17 protein-coding genes and 3 pseudogenes are annotated in these 18647 nt (G+C 70.6%); 16 read left to right on the top strand and 4 right to left on the bottom strand.

What is annotated here, in order from left to right; all coding sequences use genetic code 11:
* Nucleotides 1–140 precede the first annotated feature (140 nt).
* The 8 genes from ACIPTO_RS19500 to ACIPTO_RS19465 all read left to right on the top strand — a co-directional run bounded on the left by ACIPTO_RS19500 (nucleotide 141) and on the right by ACIPTO_RS19465 (nucleotide 7678).
* On the top strand, nucleotides 141–1178 hold the full coding sequence (locus ACIPTO_RS19500; RefSeq protein WP_401193721.1) for an ABC transporter substrate-binding protein: 1038 nt from the start codon (nucleotides 141–143) through the stop codon (nucleotides 1176–1178).
* 56 nt (nucleotides 1179–1234) lie between these two features.
* Complete coding sequence (locus ACIPTO_RS19495; protein ID WP_401193718.1) at nucleotides 1235–2197, top strand: FecCD family ABC transporter permease; 963 nt, start codon at nucleotides 1235–1237, stop codon at nucleotides 2195–2197.
* Nucleotides 2198–2201: 4 nt separating this feature from the next.
* Complete coding sequence (locus ACIPTO_RS19490; protein ID WP_401193716.1) at nucleotides 2202–3068, top strand: ABC transporter ATP-binding protein; 867 nt, start codon at nucleotides 2202–2204, stop codon at nucleotides 3066–3068.
* Between the two features lie 59 nt (nucleotides 3069–3127).
* Complete coding sequence (locus ACIPTO_RS19485; protein WP_401193714.1) at nucleotides 3128–3961, top strand: hypothetical protein; 834 nt, start codon at nucleotides 3128–3130, stop codon at nucleotides 3959–3961.
* Between the two features lie 161 nt (nucleotides 3962–4122).
* Nucleotides 4123–4761, top strand: coding sequence for a superoxide dismutase family protein (locus ACIPTO_RS19480; protein ID WP_401193711.1), 639 nt, complete (start codon nucleotides 4123–4125; stop codon nucleotides 4759–4761).
* Nucleotides 4740–5342 carry a copper resistance protein CopC gene (locus ACIPTO_RS19475; RefSeq protein ID WP_401193708.1) on the top strand — a complete coding sequence of 201 codons (603 nt, stop codon included), beginning with the start codon at nucleotides 4740–4742 and terminating at the stop codon, nucleotides 5340–5342. The genes ACIPTO_RS19480 and ACIPTO_RS19475 overlap by 22 nt, the downstream gene beginning before the upstream one ends.
* Before the next feature lie 219 nt (nucleotides 5343–5561).
* Nucleotides 5562–7031 (top strand): PepSY-associated TM helix domain-containing protein, encoded by a 1470-nt coding sequence (locus tag ACIPTO_RS19470; protein WP_401193705.1) that lies wholly within the window; start codon nucleotides 5562–5564, stop codon nucleotides 7029–7031.
* A complete protein-coding gene (locus ACIPTO_RS19465) occupies nucleotides 7028–7678 on the top strand; it encodes a DUF5134 domain-containing protein (RefSeq protein ID WP_401193703.1) in 651 nt (216 codons plus the stop codon). The genes ACIPTO_RS19470 and ACIPTO_RS19465 overlap by 4 nt, the downstream gene beginning before the upstream one ends.
* 273 nt (nucleotides 7679–7951) lie before the next feature.
* On the opposite strand, the gene ACIPTO_RS19460 is transcribed toward ACIPTO_RS19465, so the two are convergent.
* The 3 genes from ACIPTO_RS19460 to tsaD form a co-directional block, all read right to left on the bottom strand.
* Complete coding sequence (locus ACIPTO_RS19460; RefSeq protein WP_401193701.1) at nucleotides 7952–8314, bottom strand: antibiotic biosynthesis monooxygenase family protein; 363 nt, start codon at nucleotides 8312–8314, stop codon at nucleotides 7952–7954.
* Between the two features lie 118 nt (nucleotides 8315–8432).
* Nucleotides 8433–9002, bottom strand: coding sequence for a GNAT family N-acetyltransferase (locus ACIPTO_RS19455; RefSeq protein ID WP_401193699.1), 570 nt, complete (start codon nucleotides 9000–9002; stop codon nucleotides 8433–8435).
* Nucleotides 9002–10063, bottom strand: a complete 1062-nt coding sequence (gene tsaD, locus ACIPTO_RS19450; RefSeq protein WP_401193696.1) for a tRNA (adenosine(37)-N6)-threonylcarbamoyltransferase complex transferase subunit TsaD — start codon at nucleotides 10061–10063, stop codon at nucleotides 9002–9004. The genes ACIPTO_RS19455 and tsaD overlap by 1 nt, the downstream gene beginning before the upstream one ends.
* Before the next feature lie 157 nt (nucleotides 10064–10220).
* On the opposite strand from tsaD, the pseudogene cbiE reads away from it, so the two are divergent.
* Together cbiE and ACIPTO_RS19440 are read left to right on the top strand one after the other, a co-directional pair.
* Nucleotides 10221–11494, top strand: a pseudogene (cbiE, locus tag ACIPTO_RS19445) (precorrin-6y C5,15-methyltransferase (decarboxylating) subunit CbiE).
* Nucleotides 11491–11853 (top strand): annotated as a pseudogene (locus ACIPTO_RS19440) (SAM-dependent methyltransferase); the annotation flags it as partial. The pseudogenes cbiE and ACIPTO_RS19440, both read left to right, overlap by 4 nt.
* A 160-nt stretch (nucleotides 11854–12013) precedes the next feature.
* On the opposite strand, the pseudogene ACIPTO_RS19435 reads toward ACIPTO_RS19440, so the two are convergent.
* A pseudogene (locus ACIPTO_RS19435) lies at nucleotides 12014–12617 on the bottom strand (TetR family transcriptional regulator).
* Nucleotides 12618–12735: 118 nt separating this feature from the next.
* Here ACIPTO_RS19435 and ACIPTO_RS19430 point away from each other — a divergent pair.
* The 6 genes from ACIPTO_RS19430 to ACIPTO_RS19405 all read left to right on the top strand — a co-directional run.
* Nucleotides 12736–13668, top strand: a complete 933-nt coding sequence (locus ACIPTO_RS19430; RefSeq protein ID WP_401193693.1) for an NADP-dependent oxidoreductase — start codon at nucleotides 12736–12738, stop codon at nucleotides 13666–13668.
* Between the two features lie 69 nt (nucleotides 13669–13737).
* Nucleotides 13738–14805, top strand: a complete 1068-nt coding sequence (locus ACIPTO_RS19425; RefSeq protein WP_401193690.1) for a saccharopine dehydrogenase NADP-binding domain-containing protein — start codon at nucleotides 13738–13740, stop codon at nucleotides 14803–14805.
* A gap of 729 nt (nucleotides 14806–15534) precedes the next feature.
* Nucleotides 15535–15870, top strand: a complete 336-nt coding sequence (locus ACIPTO_RS19420; RefSeq protein WP_401193687.1) for an ArsR/SmtB family transcription factor — start codon at nucleotides 15535–15537, stop codon at nucleotides 15868–15870.
* The gene (locus tag ACIPTO_RS19415; RefSeq protein WP_401193685.1) at nucleotides 15870–16589 is read left to right on the top strand and encodes a cation transporter; all 720 of its coding nucleotides are present in this window, start codon (nucleotides 15870–15872) and stop codon (nucleotides 16587–16589) included. Before ACIPTO_RS19420 ends, ACIPTO_RS19415 begins: the two co-directional genes overlap by 1 nt.
* 294 nt (nucleotides 16590–16883) lie before the next feature.
* Nucleotides 16884–17747 carry a hypothetical protein gene (locus ACIPTO_RS19410; RefSeq protein ID WP_401193682.1) on the top strand — a complete coding sequence of 288 codons (864 nt, stop codon included), beginning with the start codon at nucleotides 16884–16886 and terminating at the stop codon, nucleotides 17745–17747.
* A gap of 665 nt (nucleotides 17748–18412) precedes the next feature.
* The coding region (locus ACIPTO_RS19405; RefSeq protein WP_401193680.1) for a transposase at nucleotides 18413–18647 on the top strand (235 nt) is incomplete at its 3' end.

Genomic DNA, 18647 nt, shown 5'->3' with positions numbered 1-18647 from the left:
TTGTGCTTGCTGCGGGCGCCAACTGCTGTGCCCGGTGCGGCTGATGGCCGCAGATCGCGGGAACTCGCGCACGCCGTGCCCCGACTACTGCACCAGAACTCCTCGGAGCACCAGCACACCTCGCACACACAGGAGCACGTATGTCCACCAACCGGCCGGCCGCCACCGCCCTGGCCGCAGCCCTCTGCCTGCTGACGGCGGCATGCGGCTCGTCGTCCGACGACAGGGCGGGCGACGGCACCGCCCAGGCCGCTGCCTCGAAGACCGGATATCCGGTGACCCTGGACAACTGCGGCCGGAAGGAGACCTTCGAGAAGACCCCCGGGCGGGTCGTCGTCATGAACGGTGCCTCGGTCGCCGAGGTCTCCACCCTCCTCGCCCTCGGTCAGGGAAGCCGGATCGTCGCCAACCAGCAGGGTTACGGCATGTCCGAGGTGCCCGGCCGGGCCGCCGCCATCAAGAAACTGCCCACCGGAGGCGTCAAACTCAACGAGGCGTACGACATCCCGCGCGAGGCGATGCTCGGCCTGCGCCCCGATCTCGTCCTGTCCGTCACCACGTACGGCTTCGCCCAGCAGAACGGCTTCGCCACCCGCGACCAGTTGGGGCAGGCCGGTGCCAACAGCTATGTGTCCCCGCAGGGTTGCGACGACGACCCCTCCAGGATGACCGTCGCCGACAGCTACCGGCTGCTGCGTGACATGGGCAAGGTCTTCGACGTCCGTGACCGGGCCGAGCAGTTGATCACCGCCTCCGAGAAGAACATCGCGGCCGTCGCGGACAAGGTGAAAGGCGAGAAGAAGCCCAAGGTCATGGTGCTCTTCTCCAACATGACCATGGGCAGCAACGACTTCAGCTCGGTCCTCGCCAACGGCATCGTCAACGACATCCTCGCCAAGTCCGGTGCGGCCAACGCCTTCTCGAACACCACCAAGGCCACGTTCGCCGACCTGAGCAAGGAGAAGGTGGCCGCCACCGACGTCGACGCCGTCGTCGTCATCAGCTACAACGACCCTGATCCGGCGGCGTACGCCAAGAAACTGCTCAAGGAGTTCCCCCAGTGGCCAGCCGCCAGGAACAACACGTACGTGACGCTGTCCGACTCGATGTACCTCGGCCCGAGCAACGACCTGGCGGTGCGGAAGATCGCCGAACTACTGCATCCCGACGCCTTCTGAGCCGCCTCGGCATCCCCCTGGCCTTCACGCTCCTGCCGGTCGCGCTCATCGCCACGATGATCGTGGCGATCAGCATCGGCGCGGTCGACGTCCCGGTCGGTGACGTGTGGGGGATCGTCCTCCACCACGTCACCGGCGCGGGCGCGGCGCCGTCGGATCCGGCACTCGACCAGATCGTCTGGAACTTCCGCACCCCGAGAGTGGTCCTGGCGGCCCTGGTCGGCGCGGGCCTCGCCGTCGCCGGCGCGGTCCTCCAGACCGTGGTGTCCAACCCGCTCGCCGACCCCACCGTGCTCGGCGTCTCCTACGGCGCCACCCTCGGCGCCGTCCTCGTCATCACCCTGGGCGGCGCCGCGTTCGCCGGACTCGGGGTGTCGGCAGCCGCCTTCCTCGGCGCGGTCGCCGCCGGGATCCTGGTGTTCGCGCTCGGGCAGCGGCGCGGGCGGATGGCCCCGACCCGGCTCGTGCTCGCGGGCGTCGCCGTCGGATACGTCTTCCTGTCGGCCACCAGCTTCGTCCAACTCCAGGCCACACCGGCCGAGTTGCGAACGGTGATGTTCTGGATGCTGGGCAGCGTCGCCGGCGCCCAGTGGGACCAGCTCCCCACGGTCGCCGTGGTCGTCCTCGGCACGACCACGCTCCTGTCGCTCTTCGGCCGACGCCTCAACGTCCTGCTCGCCGGGGACGAGTCCGCCACCGCGCTCGGCGTGGACGTCAACAGACTGCGGGCCGTCCTCCTCGTACTCAGCGCACTGCTCACCGGCACGGTCATCGCCGTCGCCGGCAGCATCGGCTTCGTCGGCCTGATGATCCCGCACCTGGTACGCCTCACCACCGGCGCCGACCACCGGCGACTGCTTCCCCTGACCGCTCTGCTGGGCGCCGTCTACCTGGTCCTCGTCGACCTGCTCTCCCGCACCCTCGACCGCCCCAACGAACTGCCCCTGGGCATCCTCACCGCACTCCTCGGAGCCCCCTTCTTCCTATGGCTGCTGCGCCGCAACAAGGGGCTGGACTGACCTCATGAAACTGACCGTCGACCAACTCCGCATCACCCTGGACCGCAACCCGATCCTGCACGGCGTGAGCCTCGAATCCCGCAAGGGCGACATCGTCGGACTCGTCGGCCCCAACGGCAGCGGCAAGTCCACCCTGCTGCGCGCCGTCTACCGCTCCCTGCGCCCGGCCGACGGCGCCGTCCGGGTCGGCGAGGACGACGTCTGGACCCTGTCCTCCCGGGCCGCCGCCCGCCGTACCGCCGCGGTCCTCCAGGACACGGGCGGCAACACCACCGGCCTGACCGTCACCGAGATCGTCGCCCTCGGCCGCGCCCCCCACCACGGACTGCTGGGCCGCGACGGGGCCGAGGACCACCAGGCCGTGGCCGACGCCGTCGACCGCTGCGGCGTACGGCCCTTCGCGGACCGCGACTACGCCTCCCTCTCCGGCGGCGAACGCCAACGTGTCCTGCTGGCACGCGCGTTGGCCCAGCGTCCCCAGCTCCTGGTCCTGGACGAACTCACCAACCACCTCGACATCCGCGCCCGGTTCGAACTGCTGGACCTCATCCGGACCACGGGGATCACCACCCTCGCCGTCCTCCATGACCTCGACCTCGCCGCCCGCCTCTGCGACCACCTGGTCGTCCTGCACGAGGGAACCGTGGTGGCGGCCGGACCTGTCCTGGAGGTACTCACCCCGCGGACCCTCGCCGACGTCTTCGGCGTCAGCGCGCGCACCGACCGGCACCCCGACGGCGTCATCCGCATCACCTACGCGGCCCGGCCCCTCGCGACCGAAAAGCCCGAGAAGCCCGCCAAGACCGAGAAGGACGAGAGGACCGAGACGGAGTCCGTGCCGCGCATCCCGGATCGCACGACGGGAGCGTGAACGCGAGGACGTTCCTGTCCGTAGGACACAACGAACCCATGGGTAGGAGGAGTTGACCGGTGTCCCTCACGAGCCGCGGCGACGGCGCGCCCCGCCGGGCGTCACGCGCCACGGCGGTCGCGGTGAAGGGCGTCGGCCTGCGTCCGCTGCGGGCGGGCGTTTTCGCGGCCGTCTGCGTGGTCACGACAGCACTGGGACACTCCCTGATGTCCGGCGACCTGCTGCCCTGGTGGGCTCTGGCCGTCGCGTTCGCCGGGACGGCCACGGCCGCCTGGTGGCTGACCGGGCGTGAACGCGGTGCCCCGACCGTGGTCGGTGTCACGACGGTCGCCCAGGGGCTGCTCCACCTGTGGTTCGACCTCGCCCACATGCTCGTCCGGACACCGGTCGACGGGTCAGGACGGGCGGCTGGATCCGCCATGGACCACGCCATGTCGTTCTCCGGTTCCGGAATGACCATGCCCATGGGGAACATGGCCCACTCGGGCATGGCGATGGCGCACGCCGGAACGGCGGGCGCCGCGACCTCCATGACCGCGGAGTCCGTCCTGATGCATCAGGGCTCGGCCGGAATGGTCCTGGCGCACCTGCTGGCCGCCGTCGTGTGCGGTCTGTGGTTGTGGCGGGGCGAGACGGCGGCCCACCGGTTGGGCCGGGCCCTCGCCGTCACCCTGCTGGCGCCCCTCCGACGCGTCCGCCGCCTGCTGGCGGGCCAGGCATCCGATCGCCGCGTGCGGGCCGCCCGCCCGGCCCGGGCCGCCGCGCCTCCGCCGTCGTCAGCCACCTCCGTCACGCTGCGGCACGCCGTGATCCGACGAGGACCGCCATGGGCCGGTCCAGCAGTCCTCCGTCTGCCGACACCGACCGGTCAGCTGTCCGCCGTACTCCACTGAAGTCCCTTTCGGGCTGCGGGAGATGGGCCAGGGGCCGGTCCACACCCCAGGACCGGTACGCGCTTCGCCGCCCGCCGGTCCTTCCACCCGGCCCGGCCTCCGCCCGTCCTCCTGCACGCAGGCGACGGTGCGCGCTGCCCTGCTCCTCGATCGGGAGTTCCATGTACCACCGCACCTCCGCCCGTCTCTCCGCGCCCGGCACTCCGCCGACGACCGCCTCCCCGTACCGCGCGTCCCGGCTCGTCCCCGCGATCGCACTCGCCGCGGCTCTCCTCGCCGGCTGCGGAGGCGGATCGGCCCACCACGCCGCGGCCAAACCGCAAGGGTCCGCCTCCGCACACGACATGGACAGCATGTCCGGCATGGCGATGGGCGATCCGTCGGCCACTCCCGCCGACAAGATCCCCAACTCCACAGTGGTGGAAGGCACGTTCAAGCTCCTGGACACCCGGCCTCCCGGACTCGACCACGTCAAGGGCACCGCCTGGCTCGCACAGGGCCCCCAAGGCACCACCGTCACGGTGAAACTGACGGGCCTTCAGCCCGGCGCCTCCTACATGGCGCATCTGCACGCCCAGCACTGCTCGGCCGACAACGGCGGCGAGCACTTCCAGTTCGTCAAGGGCGGCCCCGCCATGCCGCCCAACGAAGTGCACCTCATGTTCACGGCCGACAAGGCGGGCATGGGGATGACCACGGTGAACAACACCCGCAAGACGGGCAAGGGTGCCGTCGCGATCGTGGTCCACCCCAGCGACGCCCTGGACAACCGCATCGCATGCGCGGACTTCGACTTCTGAGGGCACCGGCCGTGCTCTGCGCGGCCGTGTGCGCACTGCTGTCCGCCGGCGGCACGCCGGCCCACGCCCACACCGCCCTCCAGGAGGCGTCCCCCGCTCCCGGAGCCAAGGTGGGGCCGGACACCCAGGTCATCGCGTTGACGTTCGGCAGCCTGCTGCCGGGGACCGTGCCGAAGGTCTCCGCCGCCGGACCCGACGGCGAAGCCGTTCCCGTAGGGGAACCCGTCAGGGTGGCGGGCTCGACCGTGTGCGCGGCCGTGCGGGGGCTCCCGACCGGCGTCGACTCCATCACCTACACGGTGTTGGCGGCCGACGGTGACGCGCAGACCAACCGCTTCCTGTTCCAGGTGGCCAAGGACGCGAAGGCGGCGCCGGTTCCCGCCGCGTGCCGGGGCCGACGGCTGCCGAGCCCGCCGGCCCAGCGGGCGAGCGGCCTTCTGGAGGGGCAGGGGCCCGCTGTCGTCGGTGCCTCGGTCGCAACCGCTGTGCTGGCAGCGGTGGTTGGGGCCCTCGTCATCCGCAGGAAGAGGGGAGTCCGTACGGCTGTGGTAGGTGGTCGTACCGACTCCGAGGAGGGGTGACCCCGTCGCGGGGCCGCGAAGACCGTGCGGGGAGATAGGCGGCGGAAACCTCGAACGAGCCGGGAACTCGGGCAGTTCCCGGTCCGACTCTTCTAGGGCAGCGGCCGAAAGCGGTCGGGCGCGGGCGACTTCACAGCCGGACACCGGCCGGTCGTCGCCCGCCCTGCACGGTGACGGCGCCCGGTCCGATGCGCCGCAGAGACAGCGCGAGGTCCGCCCATGTCCGTCAGCTCCGACGCCCCCGACGTGCCCGAACCAGGCCCTTCCGGTACCGCGACCGCAGCCGGTGTCGCGAGCATCGAGAAACCCCGGGCCGTACCCGAACCGTCCATACAAGCCAGGCGCACCGGAGGCTTCGGCGCCCTGCTGACCCGACTGCACTTCTACGCCGGTGTCCTGGTCGCGCCGTTCCTGCTCGTCGCCGCGGTGACCGGCCTGCTCTACACGTTCACACCGCAGTTCGACCACCTCGTCTACGGCAAGGAACTCACGGTCGCGCACACCGGGGACAGTGCGCGCCCCCTGGCCCAGCAGGTGGCCGCCGCACGGGCCGAACACCCGACGGGCACCCTGATCGCCGTACGCCCGGGGAGCGGTGACGGGACGACACAGGTCGACTTCTCGTTGCCCGAACTCGGCGAGAAGACGCACACGGTGTACGTCGACCCGTACACCGGCAAGGTGAGAGGGCAGTTGACCACCTGGTACGCGGAGACCCCGCTGACGACCTGGCTGGACGCCCTGCACCGCAACCTGAACCTGGGCGTGCCCGGCCGGTACTACTCGGAGTTCGCGGCCAGTTGGCTGTGGGTGCTGGTCCTGGGCGGAGTCGCCCTGTGGTGGCGCAGGCAGCGTGGCACCCGGACCGGCCGCCGTCTGCTCCTGCCCGACCGGGCGGCGAAGAAGGGCGTACGGCGCACCCGGAGCTGGCACGCGGTCACCGGCCTGTGGCTCGCGGCCGGACTGCTCGTCCTCTCCGCGACCGGCATGACCTGGTCGCGCTACGCGGGCGCCCACTTCGGCGAGGCCCTCGACGCCCTCAGCTCCCACACCCCCTCGGTCTCCACCTCCCTGAGCACCGACTCCGGTGCCACGAAGGCCGCTTCGGGCACGGGCAAGAGCGTCGACCCGAACGAGATCGACGGTGTACTCAAGGCGGCCCGCGCGGACAACCTGTCCGGTCCGGTGGAGATCGCCGTCCCGGCCGACGGCACCACCGCCTGGACCGTCACGCAGACCCGCAACCTGTGGCCGGTCGGCCGCGACAGCCTCGCCGTCGACGCGACCACGGACACCGTGGTCGACCGGGTCGACTTCGCCGACTGGCCCCTGCTGTCCAAGCTGACCCGCTGGGGCATCAACGCGCACATGGGCACCCTGTTCGGCCTCGCCAACCAGCTCGTCCTCGCCACGCTCGCCACCGGCCTGATCTGCGTGATCGTCTGGGGCTACCGCATGTGGTGGCAGCGGCGCCCCACCCGCGCCGACCGCCGCGCCCCGCTCGGGGCGCCCCCGGTGCGCGGCGCCTGGCGGGGCATGCCCTCCTGGGGACTGGCCGCGGGCGTCCTCGCCCTGATCGCGGTCGGCTGGGCACTGCCCCTGTTCGGCATCCCGCTGGCCGTCTTCCTGGCCGTGGACATCGCCGTCGGGGCTGTTCGCCGACGCCGTACAGTCACCCCGGCCTCGTGATCGCCGCGAGCGGGCTGCGCTGGATCTTCACACTGGTCTTCGCGCTGACGGCGGCGCACGGGAGCCTGCGTGGCGTGCGACCCGGCGCCGTGCTGCCCGACCGTGTGGACCACGCGCTGCACGCCGTCATGGGGCTGTCCATGATCGCGATGGTCTGGCCGTGGGGCATGGACGTGCCGGCCCTTCCGCAGGTTCTCGTCTTCACCGCGGGCGCCGTGTGGTTCGTGGTCTCCGTGCCGTTCCGCGCCGACGGGGGGTTCCGCCCCAGGAAGTTGCTGGGCACGCTGCTGCACGCCGTGATGATGGCGGCCATGGCCTGGATGGTCGCCGTGATGGATTCCGGGGGCATGGCCGCGGGGCACGGCGGCGGCTCCGGACACTCCATGGCCGGAATGGACATGTCGGGGGGTTCGGGGCTTTCCGCGATGAGCCTCGTCGGCACTGGCCGGAAGGCGACGGCGGGTGTCCTGGCCCTCGTCCTGCTCGCTTTTGCCCTGAGCTGGCTGGCCCGTGCCTTCGACGCCGCCCGTATCGAGCCGGCGGGAGCACCGGGGGAGGCGCCGACCGTGCAGGCCGACGCGCTGTCACCGGCCTGTCATGCGGCGATGGCTCTGGGGATGGCCGTGATGTTCGTGCTGCTTCTCTGAGCGCGGGAGGCGGAGGCTTCTCGGTGAACTGCCGTGCCAGCGGGGCGACATGGCCGTAGAGGCTGTAGTGCTCATGCGGGCACGGCAGGTGTCCTGCGTGTTCGGTGACGGCGTACCGCGTCGCGGTCCTGCGGCGTGGTGAGCGGCAGCGCCGTCGGCCCGCGCGCTCCCCGTCCGGCGAGGTGCGGTGCGGTGCCCGTCGGGATCAGGCCGGAGGGCGGGAGGACGAGGTGGGGACGGCGGTTCCTCCGGTCGCCTTCGCGTATCCGCTCCTCACCGGTCGTGGACGTTTCCTCGGGCGGTGCTCTTGCCGTGCGTCGACCGCACCCGGAACAGCCGTGGCTGCACGTCGGTCGCGATCGTCGCCGCCTGGTCCATGTGGACGCGGGCCTCGGGGCTGGCGAGCATCGTCCGGTAGTGCTCCTCGGACTCCCACTGGGCGTAGTTGATGACGCGTTCGCCGTCCTGGGAGGCGTGGAAGTTGGCGCAGATGAAGCCCGGTTGGTGCTTCATGGTCTGTTCCGTTGCTTCGGCGAGCAGGGTGATGAGTTCGGTCTGCCGGTCGGGGGTGACGGTGAAGACGTTGATGAGGGTCGCCACAGGGCGGGTCGTGTCGATGTGCGCGGTAACGGTCATGGGGCTTTTCCTCCCCTTACGGAGGGGTGGGGAGAGCGAGTGCGCGCCTTGATTCCCCCGATCGGACGCGGCCTGTGTGCCACCGACTGCCCTTGAGTGGAACCTTTCTGACGCCGCGTCACAGAGGTGGGGCGGTCAGGAAGCGAGCGGGATGGCAGGGGCCGAGAAAGACGACCGTGCCGCTGCCCTCGGGTGAGGGGTGGGTGGCCTGGGCCCAGCCCTGACCGCGATAGAACGCCATGGCCCGGGGCGACCGCACGGACGTGAGCAGCCAGGAACGGCCGCCGGGGGCGTCCTGGCAGACCGCTTCCAGCAGTTCGGCGGCGAGGCCCGAGCCCCGGGCGGTGGGCCGGACGGCGAGTTCGTCGATCTCGCGGGCGCCGCACAGCCGGTCGGCGGTGCGGTCGGGGCCGAGACCGGCGGCGGCCTGAGGGTAGCAGCGGTCGGTGGGGAAGGGGGAGAGGGTGGTCCAGGCGGTGGCGAAACCCGTGACCTCCTCCTGACCGGCGAAGGCGAGTGCGGCGATGAAGCCCGGACGGCGCGCGTTGCCCGGCAGACGGCCGACGAACTCGACGGCCCGCTCCGTGTCCTCGTTCCAGGGCGGTGCGCAGAAGGCGTCGAGGTAGACGGAGTGCAATGTGGAGGTGTGAGCGAGGAAGTCGGTGCCTGTGAAGACCCGGATGCCCATCAGGCCGCACCCGCCAGGGATGCCGCCGGGTGCAGTGCCGCGTACTCCAGTGGCGCCGACGGATCGATCGACAGGTCGAGCGGTGCGGGTGCGGCCCCGGCGCGCACGAGAAGGTCGCCGACCGCCGCGATCATCGCGCCGTTGTCGGTGCACAGCCCGAGCGGAGGCACTCGAAGCCCGATGCCCGCGGACCGGCACCGCTCCTCGGCCAGCGACCGCACACGCGAGTTCGCGGCGACCCCGCCGACCACGACGAGGGTGCGGACGCTGTGCTTGATGCAGGCGGCCACCGCCTTGCGGGTGAGAACGTCCGCGACCGCTTCCTGGAGCGACGCCGCGCCGTCCGCCACCGGCAGTTCGCGGCCCGCGTGGCCCTCGGCCCAGCGGGCGGCTGCTGTCTTCAGCCCGGAGAAGGAGAAGTCGTACCCGTGGCCGGGCGAAGCGGTGAGCGGCCGGGGAAAGGAGACGGCGCGCGGATTCCCCGCGCGCGCCGCCCGGTCGATGGCGGGGCCGCCGGGATACGGCAGCCCGAAGACCCGCGCGACCTTGTCGAAGCACTCCCCGGCCGCGTCGTCGAGGGTGTCGCCGAGGTGCAGGATCGGATCGCGGGCCAGGTCGCGCACGAGGAGCAGTGAGGTGTGGCCGCCGGAGACGATCAGCACCATGCAGGGATCGGGCAGCGGTCCGTGCTCCAGGGTGTCGGCGGCGACGTGACCGGCGAGGTGGTGGACGCCGTAGAGGGGGAGGCCCAGGGAGTAGGCGATCGTCTTCGCCCCGGCCAGACCCACCTGGAGTGCGCCCGCGAGCCCCGGGCCGGTGGTGACGGCGACCGCGCCGATGTCGGACAGTCGCAGACCCGCCTCGTCCAGTGCCCGCTGGATCACGGGGCGCACGGCGTGCACGTGCGCGCGGGCCGCGATCTCCGGCACCACACCGCCGTAACGGGCGTGCTCGTCCATGCTCGACGCCACCGCGTGCCCCAGCAGACGGCCGTCCCGCACCAGCCCCGCACCGGTCTCGTTGCACGACGACTCGATGCCGAGCACGATCGAAGAGCCCATGCCCACCCTCTCCTGCCCCTAACAAGTTATTGCGAGTAGTGTGCAATAAGAGAGATGGTGATGTGTACCCGAACGCGGATGTGCGGGTCGCCGCCCAAGAGAGTGCGCCCCTGGTTCCCACAGGGATCCGTCCCGAACCCCGAGGAACCGAGCAGTGATGCCCGCACGACCAGGCCCGCCCCCTGCCGTCACTGTCACCGTGGTCGGGATCGGGGCCGATGGCTGGCAGGGACTCCCGGATCCCTCCCGCACGGCACTGCGCGACGCCGAGGTTTTGATCGGCGGCCCGCGTCAACTGGATCTGCTGTCACCGGACTGCCTCGGCGCACGCGTCGCCTGGCCCTCGCCCCTGCGCCCCGCCGTCCCCGGCCTGCTCGCCGCACACGCCGGCCGCCGCATCGCCGTATTGGCCAGCGGCGACCCGATGTTCTACGGCATTGGGCGCGCCCTCACCGACGTGCTGGGCCCCGGCGCGCTGCGTGTCCTGCCCCACCCCTTGTCCGTCTCGCACGCCGCCGCGCGTCTTGGTTGGCCCCTGGAGGATGCGGAAGTCGTCACGCTCGTCGGCCGCCCACCGCTCGCCTCGCCGCCGCCCTGCACGAGGGTCGACGACTGCTCATCCTCAGCGCGGACGCCGGCACGCCCGGCCAGGTCGCCGCCCTGCTGCGCGACCGCGGCTTCGGGCCGAGCCGGATACGGGTGCTGGAACAACTCGGCGCGGACAACGAACGAGTGACCGCCGAGTCCGCGGCTGCCGACTGGGCGAAGTCGCCCGGCGCCCCCCTCAACATCATCGCCGTCCAATGCCGCCGCGCCCCGGACACGCTACGGCTCGGAGCCGTACCAGGACTTCCGGAAGAGGCGTTCGAGCACGACGGACAGCTCACCAAACGGCGTGTCCGCGCCGCCACTCTCGGTGCGCTCGCCCCGGCGCCCGGCGAACTGCTGTGGGACATCGGCGGCGGCTCCGGCTCGATCGCCGTCGAGTGGATGCGCACCCACCCCTCCTGCCGGGCGGTCACCGTCGAACGCGATCCGCTGCGGGCCGGCCGCATCACCCGCAACGCCGACCGCCTCGGTGTGCCCGGGCTGCGGGTGGTCACCGGTGCCGCGCCCGCCGTCCTGGCCGAACTCCCGCCGCCCGACGCGGTGTTCATCGGAGGTGGCCTCACCGCTCCCGGCCTCCACTCCACCTGCTGGGAGGCGCTGCCTGCCGGTGGACGCCTCGTCGCCAACACCGTGACGCTCGAATCCGAGGCCCTGCTCGCCGACGCCTACCGCCGGCTCGGCGGGGAGTTGGTGCGGCCTGCGGTGGCGCACGCCGTGCCTGTGGGCGGCTTCACCGGGTGGCGACAGGCGATGCCGGTGACCCAGTGGGTCGTGGAGAAGGCAGACGAGTCCCTCAACCCCCTTGCAGAAGAAGACAGATGACCGTGTACTTCATCGGCGCCGGACCCGGTGCCGCCGACCTGATCACCGTGCGCGGCGCCCGTATGCTCGCCGCCTGCGAGGTCTGTCTGTACGCGGGCAGTCTGGTTCCGCGCGAGTTGCTGGCTGAATGCCCGCCGGACGCACGGCTGGTGGACACCGCGCAGCTCAACCTGGACGAGATCACCGCCGGGTTGGTCCGTGCGCACGAGGAAGGGCATGACGTGGCCCGGCTGCACTCCGGGGACCCGTCAGTGTTCAGCGCCGTAGGTGAGCAGATGCGGCGGCTGGACGCGGCGGGGGTGCCGTACGAAGTCGTCCCGGGTGTCCCGGCCTTCGCCGCCGCCGCGGCTTCGCTGAAGGCTCCGCGAGGTTGAACGCCCCCACGGCACCGCCAGGGGCCTCACCCGGGAACCGCCCGACAACGCGGACGATGAACGCCTGCGAGGCCGTGTCCAGACGATGCGCAGCCGTACGGCACAACCTGATCAGGTCCCGTCCGCCGTCGTCGAGGAAACGGAACTACTTCCGCGCCGGACGCGTGGGCACCTCGGTGGATGTCCCGTCCGTGGCCAGGGCCCGTAGTCGGTCCAGCGTCTCGCGAATGACGTCCTGCAGGGTTTGGTCCTGGGTGGCGGTGACCCATTGCGAGAAGGCGACGCGGAACACGGTGATGCTGGTCTCGGCGGCCAGGCTGGCCTCGATGTCGCCGACGCCTCGCTGCCGCAGCCTGTCGGCCAGGGCGGCGGACAGAGACGTGAGCTTGATCAACTCGCGTTCGCGCAGATCGGCGTTGGCCATGATCACCGCCTGTCGCTCCCGGGCGAGTTCGCGGTTGCCCCCCCACCATCTCGGCCACGCTCTCCAGTACGGCCGCGACGGCATCCAGTGCCGACATCGTGGCCGGCACTCCGTCGAGAGCGGCCAGTGACTTTTCCTCCAAGGCGGAGGAGTCGTCGAAGAGGACCTCACGTTTGTCGGCGAAGTACCGGAAGAACGTGCGGGCGGTGACACCCGCCCGTTCGGCGATGTCCGCCACCGTCGTCTGCTCGAAGCCGCGCTCCAGATAGAGCGACAGTGCGGCCTCCCGCATCCGGTCACCGGTCCCAGGCTTCCACCGTCCCATGCCGAGAGTGTAGGTGATGTCACCTCGTGACACTTGGCTCCGTCCGAGGTCATGTCACTCCATGACATCACCATGCTAGAGTCATGTCATTCAATGACATCACTCCTTGGAGACACCGATGCGGCGCATCCAGTACCACCAGTACGGCGGACCCGAAGTCATGCGGCTGGAGGAATTCGAGCCGGCCAGACCTGGGGCCGGCGACGTCCTGGTTCGCGTACGGGCAGCCGCGGCCAATCCGATGGACTGGGGCATTCGCGGCGGCGCCATGAAGATGGTGACCGGGCGGAAGTTCCCCCGCGGACTGGGCTACGACTTCGCGGGCGTCGTCGAGGCGGTCGGCGAGGGCGTCACTCGGCTCGCCGTCGGTGACGAAGTGCTCGGCGGTGCGTCGATCAAGGCGTCGGGAGCTTTCGCCGACATGGTCCTGGCCGCAGAGAAAGGCGTGGTGAAGAAGCCCGCGGAACTCTCCTTCGAGGAGGCCGCCGCCATCCCGACCGTCGGGCTCACCGCCTTCCAGGCCCTCACCAAGAAAGGCAACCTACAGGCTGGGCACACAGTGTTCATCAACGGATGCCTCGGCGGAGTCGGCCGTGCTGCCGCCCAGTTCGCCTTGGCGCGCGGCGCCTCGGTGGGAGGCAGTTGCCGCGCCACCGTCATGCAGGACGCCCGCGACCTCGGCATCGACCCGACCGTCGAGTTCGGCTTCGACCCGGAGACACTCAGCGGCCGATTCGACATCGTCCTCGACACCGCCCACACACTGTCCGACAAAGCGGCGAAGCACCTGCTCAAGCCGGGCGGGCGCATCGTCGGCCTTCACCCCACGCCTGCCACGTTCGCCAAAGCAGCTCTTCCAGGCCCCTATCGCGTCCTCGTCGCCCAGGCTTCGCCAGAGGATCTCGAGGAGGTGGCGCGCGTCGCCGCACTGGGCGCACTGCGGGTGCCGATCGGCCGCACGGTGCCGCTCACGGACGCCATCGAGGCGCTCACCGAACTCGAGCGCGACGGCACACCCAAGGGCGGCAAGCTCATCATCACCACTGCCTGACGGCTCACCTCCGATTGATGCCTCACCTCCGGCCGGCCCTCGGCTTCATCCCGTACAGGAGCTCTTCGAATGAGTGCACAGACCTGGCTACTTGGCGGCACCGGGCGCAGCGGCCGTAGCATCGCCGCGCAGCTCGCCCAGCGCGGCCTGACGGCCGTTCTTGTCGGCCGGGACGCGGACCGTCTGCACGCCGCAGCGGAGCAGTCCGCCGCCGAAACACTGCTGGCTTCCTCCCTTGGCGCCGCCGCCTTCGAAATCCGGCGGCAACGACCTGGCGTGGTCATCAACACGGTCGGACCGTTCACTACGACGGCCCCTGCGATCGTTGACGCCTGCCGTTCCGTCGGCTGCCACTACATCGACCTGGCGAACGATGTCGCCGCGCTCTCCGCCGCGTTCGAGATGCACGACGCGGCCACTCGGGCGGGGCACACGCTGGTCACCGGGGCCGGGTTCGGCGTGACTGCCACGGAGAGTGTCGTGGTGAAGCTGTGTGAGGGCCGTCCCGTACCCGTCCGGGTCCGGGTCGACATGGTGCCCTCGTTGGCGATCGAGGAAGGCACCGCTGGTGAAGCCTTGATCGGCACCCTGTTGGGCAGTCTCGAAGGCCGTCAGATCACTGATGGTCGTCTGACATCAGCCCTGATCTTCGGCGATGCGTTGCGTCTCACGCTGCCGGACGGATCGCAGGTGACCACGGCGAGCATGCCCTTGGGTGAACTTCTCGCGGCTCACCGGGCGAGCGGTGCCGGCCATGTCCTTTCGGCCTCCAGTGAGGCACCGTCCTCGTTCGCCATCCGGGCGATGATGCCGGCAGTGAGCACGCTCATGCGGTGGGGGCGACTGCGGTCGTTCACCGTACGACGCCTCGCACAGGTACGTGTCAAGGCGAAGGAACGGCCACGTGATCACTCCTGGGGGCACGCCACCGTCACCTGGGCGGACGGCGAGACCCGAGAGGGCTGGCTGCGTCTGGGCGACGCCCAGGCGTACACCGGTGCGGTGCCCGCAGAGATCGCCCGACGGCTGCTGGCCGGTGAGGGCTCACCTGGCGCGTACACCCCGGCAGCCCTTTTCGGCCCTGCCCTCGCCGAAGCGTGCGGTGCTGAATACCTGTTGCCCAAGCCCACCCGGTGACGACCCGCACCTGATCCGACCCGGCTCGCGGCGAACCGGCTGGCCGCCCGGACCGGACCGGACAACGACGGGACCGTCGGCATTTGCTCGGGAGGGAATGTAACTCAGCCAGACGATGAACAAGCCGAGGTCGCGAGCGGCCTTATTCCGGCCGCGGCCAGTTGCACCGCACCAACGAAGGTAGAGCGCCGTGCCCCCGGCGTTCGTCTTGGTCTTGAGTCCGGCTCGGCTACGGCCAAAGCGCTGGTATCGCCCCCAGCTGTCGGCGGCCACTTCCGGCGCGTGTTGCGCCCCGGCGGACCACGAATGCTCAGCGTTCACGTCGGGGGCGAGCCAACGCTGAAGACGCAGGGCTACGGCGGCCACCCGGTGAACGTCTAAGTTCACCGACGCCAGCATGGCCAAGTGGCGACCTGCCTATACGTTGCCGGGTTCACTGTTGAGACCCGAATGCTGCGCCCAGGTCCGCATAGCCGGCAACCACGCCCAACACGATCCCCTGGGTCCGCCCCGCCCTGAGCCGGAAGCAGATCGACTTGCCCGGCTCCGGCCGGGCCTCCCGAACGACATACCGGCTCGGTAGCCACTCCTGTGCGCTCCTCTCGCGTCGATACAGGTGACTCTGCAGTCTTGGCCGCTTAACGCTGGTCGGTGGGCAGAGCGTAGGCGGAGGCGTGAACTTCAGTGTTCAGGATTCACTGAATTCAGGATTCGCTGTACTCTCCAGGTGTGCTGACCGTTGCCTCCGACATCGAGGTGCTGGCCCGTTTCGGCCGCGCGCTCGCCGATCCGATCCGCTGCCGGATCCTCCTTGCCCTGTGCCAGGCGCCGGCCTACCCCGCCGACCTCGCCGATGCGCTCGGCGTCTCCCGCACCCGCCTGTCCAACCATCTGGCGTGTCTGCGGGACTGCGGCCTGGTCGTCGCCGTCCCCGACGGCCGGCGCACCGGCTATGAGCTGGCCGACGAACGCCTCGGCCACGCCCTGAACCACCTCCTGGCATCGGTGATCGCGGTCGAGTCGGACCAGACGTGCCCGGACGCTGCCGAGAAGGGCTGCTGCTGATGACCGTGATGTCCCTGGCGCCTTCCCCGGCCCGCCGCGAGGTTCTCACCCGGCGTATACGGCTCCTGGTCGCCACGACGATCACCTACAACGTCATCGAGGCGGTTGTCGCGATCACCGCCGGCTCGATCGCTTCCTCGACCGCGCTGATCGGCTTCGGCCTGGACTCCGTCATCGAGGTGTCCTCCGCCGCGGCGGTCGCCTGGCAGTTCTCCGCCCGTGACCACGGCGTCCGTGAAGCGCGTGAGCGGCGCACCCTGCGGATCATCGCCGTCTCGTTCTTCGCGCTCGCCGCGTATGTGAGTGTTGACGCCGTTCGCGCGCTGTCCGGTACAGGCGAGGCCGGCCGTTCGATCCCCGGCATCGTCATCGCCGCACTCTCCCTGGCGATCATGCCGTTCCTGTCCGCCGCCCAGCGCCGGGCCGGGCACGAACTCGGCTCCGCCTCCGCGGTCGCGGACTCCTTGCAGACCCTGCTGTGCACCTACCTGTCCGCCGTCCTCCTGGTCGGCCTGCTCCTCAACGCCACCCTCGGCTGGTCCTGGGCCGACCCCATCGCCGCTCTCGTCATCGCCATCATCGCCGTCAAGGAAGGCCGCGACGCCTGGCACGGCACGGGATGCTGCGCTCCGGCCGTCCGCCCGGCGGCCCCCGCTGAGGTCGCCGCGGCCCCGGCGGACGGGTGCGGTTGCACGCCGGACTGCGCCTGCTGCACGTGAACATCTCGGTGCAAGCCTCCTCCCACCCTCACCCGGCCCCCGATGCTGGCCGGGCGGCCCGAACGGGGCGGGAGCGGCGGTGGAGCAGACGATCTGGGCCGGGTTCACGGACAGCCTGTTGATCGCGACGGTGACCGCGCCGGTCGGTGTCTCGGGGGGTGTTCCTTCTTCCGGTCCAGTTCACCGTCCTGGGCACAGCGATTCCTCCACGAAGGCGAGGCAACTCGTAGGTGTGCCGGTGTGCAACAGGCCTGCCCTGGATCCGGTGTTGGGCCGTCTGGGAGGATGGCGTGCATGCGCGCAGCATTCGCCCGTACGGTCTGGCAGGTCCTGGAACCCCTCCACGCGGTCACGTACTTCGCGCCTGAGAGCCGCGAGGCCAACCACGCGGTCGGCATGCGCGGATTTTGGATGGGCTACTTCGCAACCCGGGCCGCGCCGCTGGGAGCGGTAGCGGCGGGTGTGGTGGAGGCGGCCTTCTTCAACTTCCACCCCGCCATGGTGCGACGCGCCATCCCCGACGCATGGAGCTTCGCCACACCCGAGGCCGTGCTCCGCGCTCGCGCTGAGGCGGCCACCGCAGCCCTGCGCCGAGTAGCGCCGTCGGCGGCGGACGCGGCGGCGAAGCTCGTCCCGCTGCTGGAACGGACGGTTACCGTGGCGGACGGTGCGGGGCGCCCGTTGTTCGCCGCCAACCGCGGCCTGCCCACGCCCGAGGACCCGGTCGGCGCCCTCTGGCAGGCGGCCACGGCGCTGCGCGAGCACCGCGGTGACGGCCACGTGGCAGTGCTGACCGCCGAGGGCCTGGACGGCTGCGAGGCCCACGCACTCTTCGCCGCATGCGAGGGCGTGCCCACGGCGATCCTGCGGGACAATCGTGGCTGGTCCGAGGCGGATTGGCGGGCGGCTACGGACCGCCTCACCACACGGGGACTGCTGGAAAGCAGCGGTCACCCGACCGCGGAAGGGCGCGGTCTGCGTGCCCACATCGAGGCCCGCACCGATGCCCTCGCCGTTTGGCCTTACCACGCCCTCACACAGCGCGAGGCCGCCCAAATCCCCGTCCTGCTCAGCCCGCTGGCCGACGAGGTCCTCACCTCCGGCACCATCCCCTTCCCCAACCCCATGGGCCTTCCGGCCCGCCCCACACAAACCTGACGCGCTGCCTGACGATTGACCGCGAGCGGCCAGGCCAGGCGGACAGGGGGCGTCGCAGCTCCGACACCCCTCATGTACCGAGGAAGCCCCAGCGAATGAGGACTTCGACCGAGCCTTGACGCCGAGAGCTCCTGCAAGCGCTCTGGATCCTCCAGTGAGCTACGCCCGACCAGCTGTGGAAGCTGACCCGCCCCGGAAATCGGCACGACCAACTGACGCGGGACAACCTCCTGGATCTGGAGGACCACCAGTTGGTGCGGATCGAGTCGGTGCAGGAGGAGCAGCGGCAGGTGTGTGGGTGCTGACCGCTGCCGACACCTCCCGGTCAGCACGACCGGCCACAGACCACTGCCAACGTGTACCTGCGCCATGGCCAGGAACTGCAAGCCGATTCCCGCACCCGCCACCAGGGCACCGGACACGCTGTCGGACAACTCGCCGTGAGGCTCCCGGGCCGTGTCCGGCGCGGTCGGTGAAAACAAGCCAGAGCGCTGGCAGCGCGGCGGCGACGCCCACCCGCGTCGGCGCGACAAACGCGCCCGCCACTACCAATCCCTGGTGACCATCGCCTGCCTGCGACTCTGGCTCACCTGACATTGCGGACACGACCTAGTAGTGCTTCGTTAGGTCTGTGCGTTTGTGCTGATCAAGAGCATCTTGAGGGTGTGGACAGGCATGAAGTGAACCGATTACGGGCGTCGTTGGGGTTGTTCGTGGCGGATGTGTTCGCCTCGGTGCCGCGGAGGGATCAGCGGGCCAGGGGCGAGTGCTATCTGCGGGGGCTGATGCTGGATGGCCGGCGCAAGTCGATCCAGCCGATGGCTGAGCGTCTACCGGACGGGAACATGCAGGCCCTGCAGCAGTTCGTGAACCAGTCGCCGTGGGATCCGCTGCCGGTGC

This window comes from Streptomyces sp. NPDC090083 (assembly GCF_044747445.1).
Classification (GTDB): Bacteria; Actinomycetota; Actinomycetes; order Streptomycetales; family Streptomycetaceae; genus Streptomyces.
This window is presented reverse-complemented; position numbering and strand designations above follow the sequence as displayed.

Bases quoted from the DNA above. Each gene is read 5' to 3' on its own strand.
- ACIPTO_RS19500 (WP_401193721.1), top strand. From the start codon at position 141: ATGTCCACCAACCGGCCGGCCGCCACCGCCCTGGCCGCAGCCCTCTGC.
- ACIPTO_RS19495 (WP_401193718.1), top strand. From the start codon at position 1,235: ATGATCGTGGCGATCAGCATCGGCGCGGTCGACGTCCCGGTCGGTGAC.
- ACIPTO_RS19490 (WP_401193716.1), top strand. From the start codon at position 2,202: ATGAAACTGACCGTCGACCAACTCCGCATCACCCTGGACCGCAACCCG.
- ACIPTO_RS19480 (WP_401193711.1), top strand. From the start codon at position 4,123: ATGTACCACCGCACCTCCGCCCGTCTCTCCGCGCCCGGCACTCCGCCG.
- ACIPTO_RS19475 (WP_401193708.1), top strand. From the start codon at position 4,740: ATGCGCGGACTTCGACTTCTGAGGGCACCGGCCGTGCTCTGCGCGGCC.
- ACIPTO_RS19470 (WP_401193705.1), top strand. From the start codon at position 5,562: ATGTCCGTCAGCTCCGACGCCCCCGACGTGCCCGAACCAGGCCCTTCC.
- ACIPTO_RS19460 (WP_401193701.1), bottom strand. From the start codon at position 8,314: ATGACCGTTACCGCGCACATCGACACGACCCGCCCTGTGGCGACCCTC.
- ACIPTO_RS19455 (WP_401193699.1), bottom strand. From the start codon at position 9,002: ATGGGCATCCGGGTCTTCACAGGCACCGACTTCCTCGCTCACACCTCC.
- tsaD (WP_401193696.1), bottom strand. From the start codon at position 10,063: ATGGGCTCTTCGATCGTGCTCGGCATCGAGTCGTCGTGCAACGAGACC.
- ACIPTO_RS19430 (WP_401193693.1), top strand. From the start codon at position 12,736: ATGCGGCGCATCCAGTACCACCAGTACGGCGGACCCGAAGTCATGCGG.
- ACIPTO_RS19425 (WP_401193690.1), top strand. From the start codon at position 13,738: ATGAGTGCACAGACCTGGCTACTTGGCGGCACCGGGCGCAGCGGCCGT.
- ACIPTO_RS19415 (WP_401193685.1), top strand. From the start codon at position 15,870: ATGACCGTGATGTCCCTGGCGCCTTCCCCGGCCCGCCGCGAGGTTCTC.
- ACIPTO_RS19410 (WP_401193682.1), top strand. From the start codon at position 16,884: ATGCGCGCAGCATTCGCCCGTACGGTCTGGCAGGTCCTGGAACCCCTC.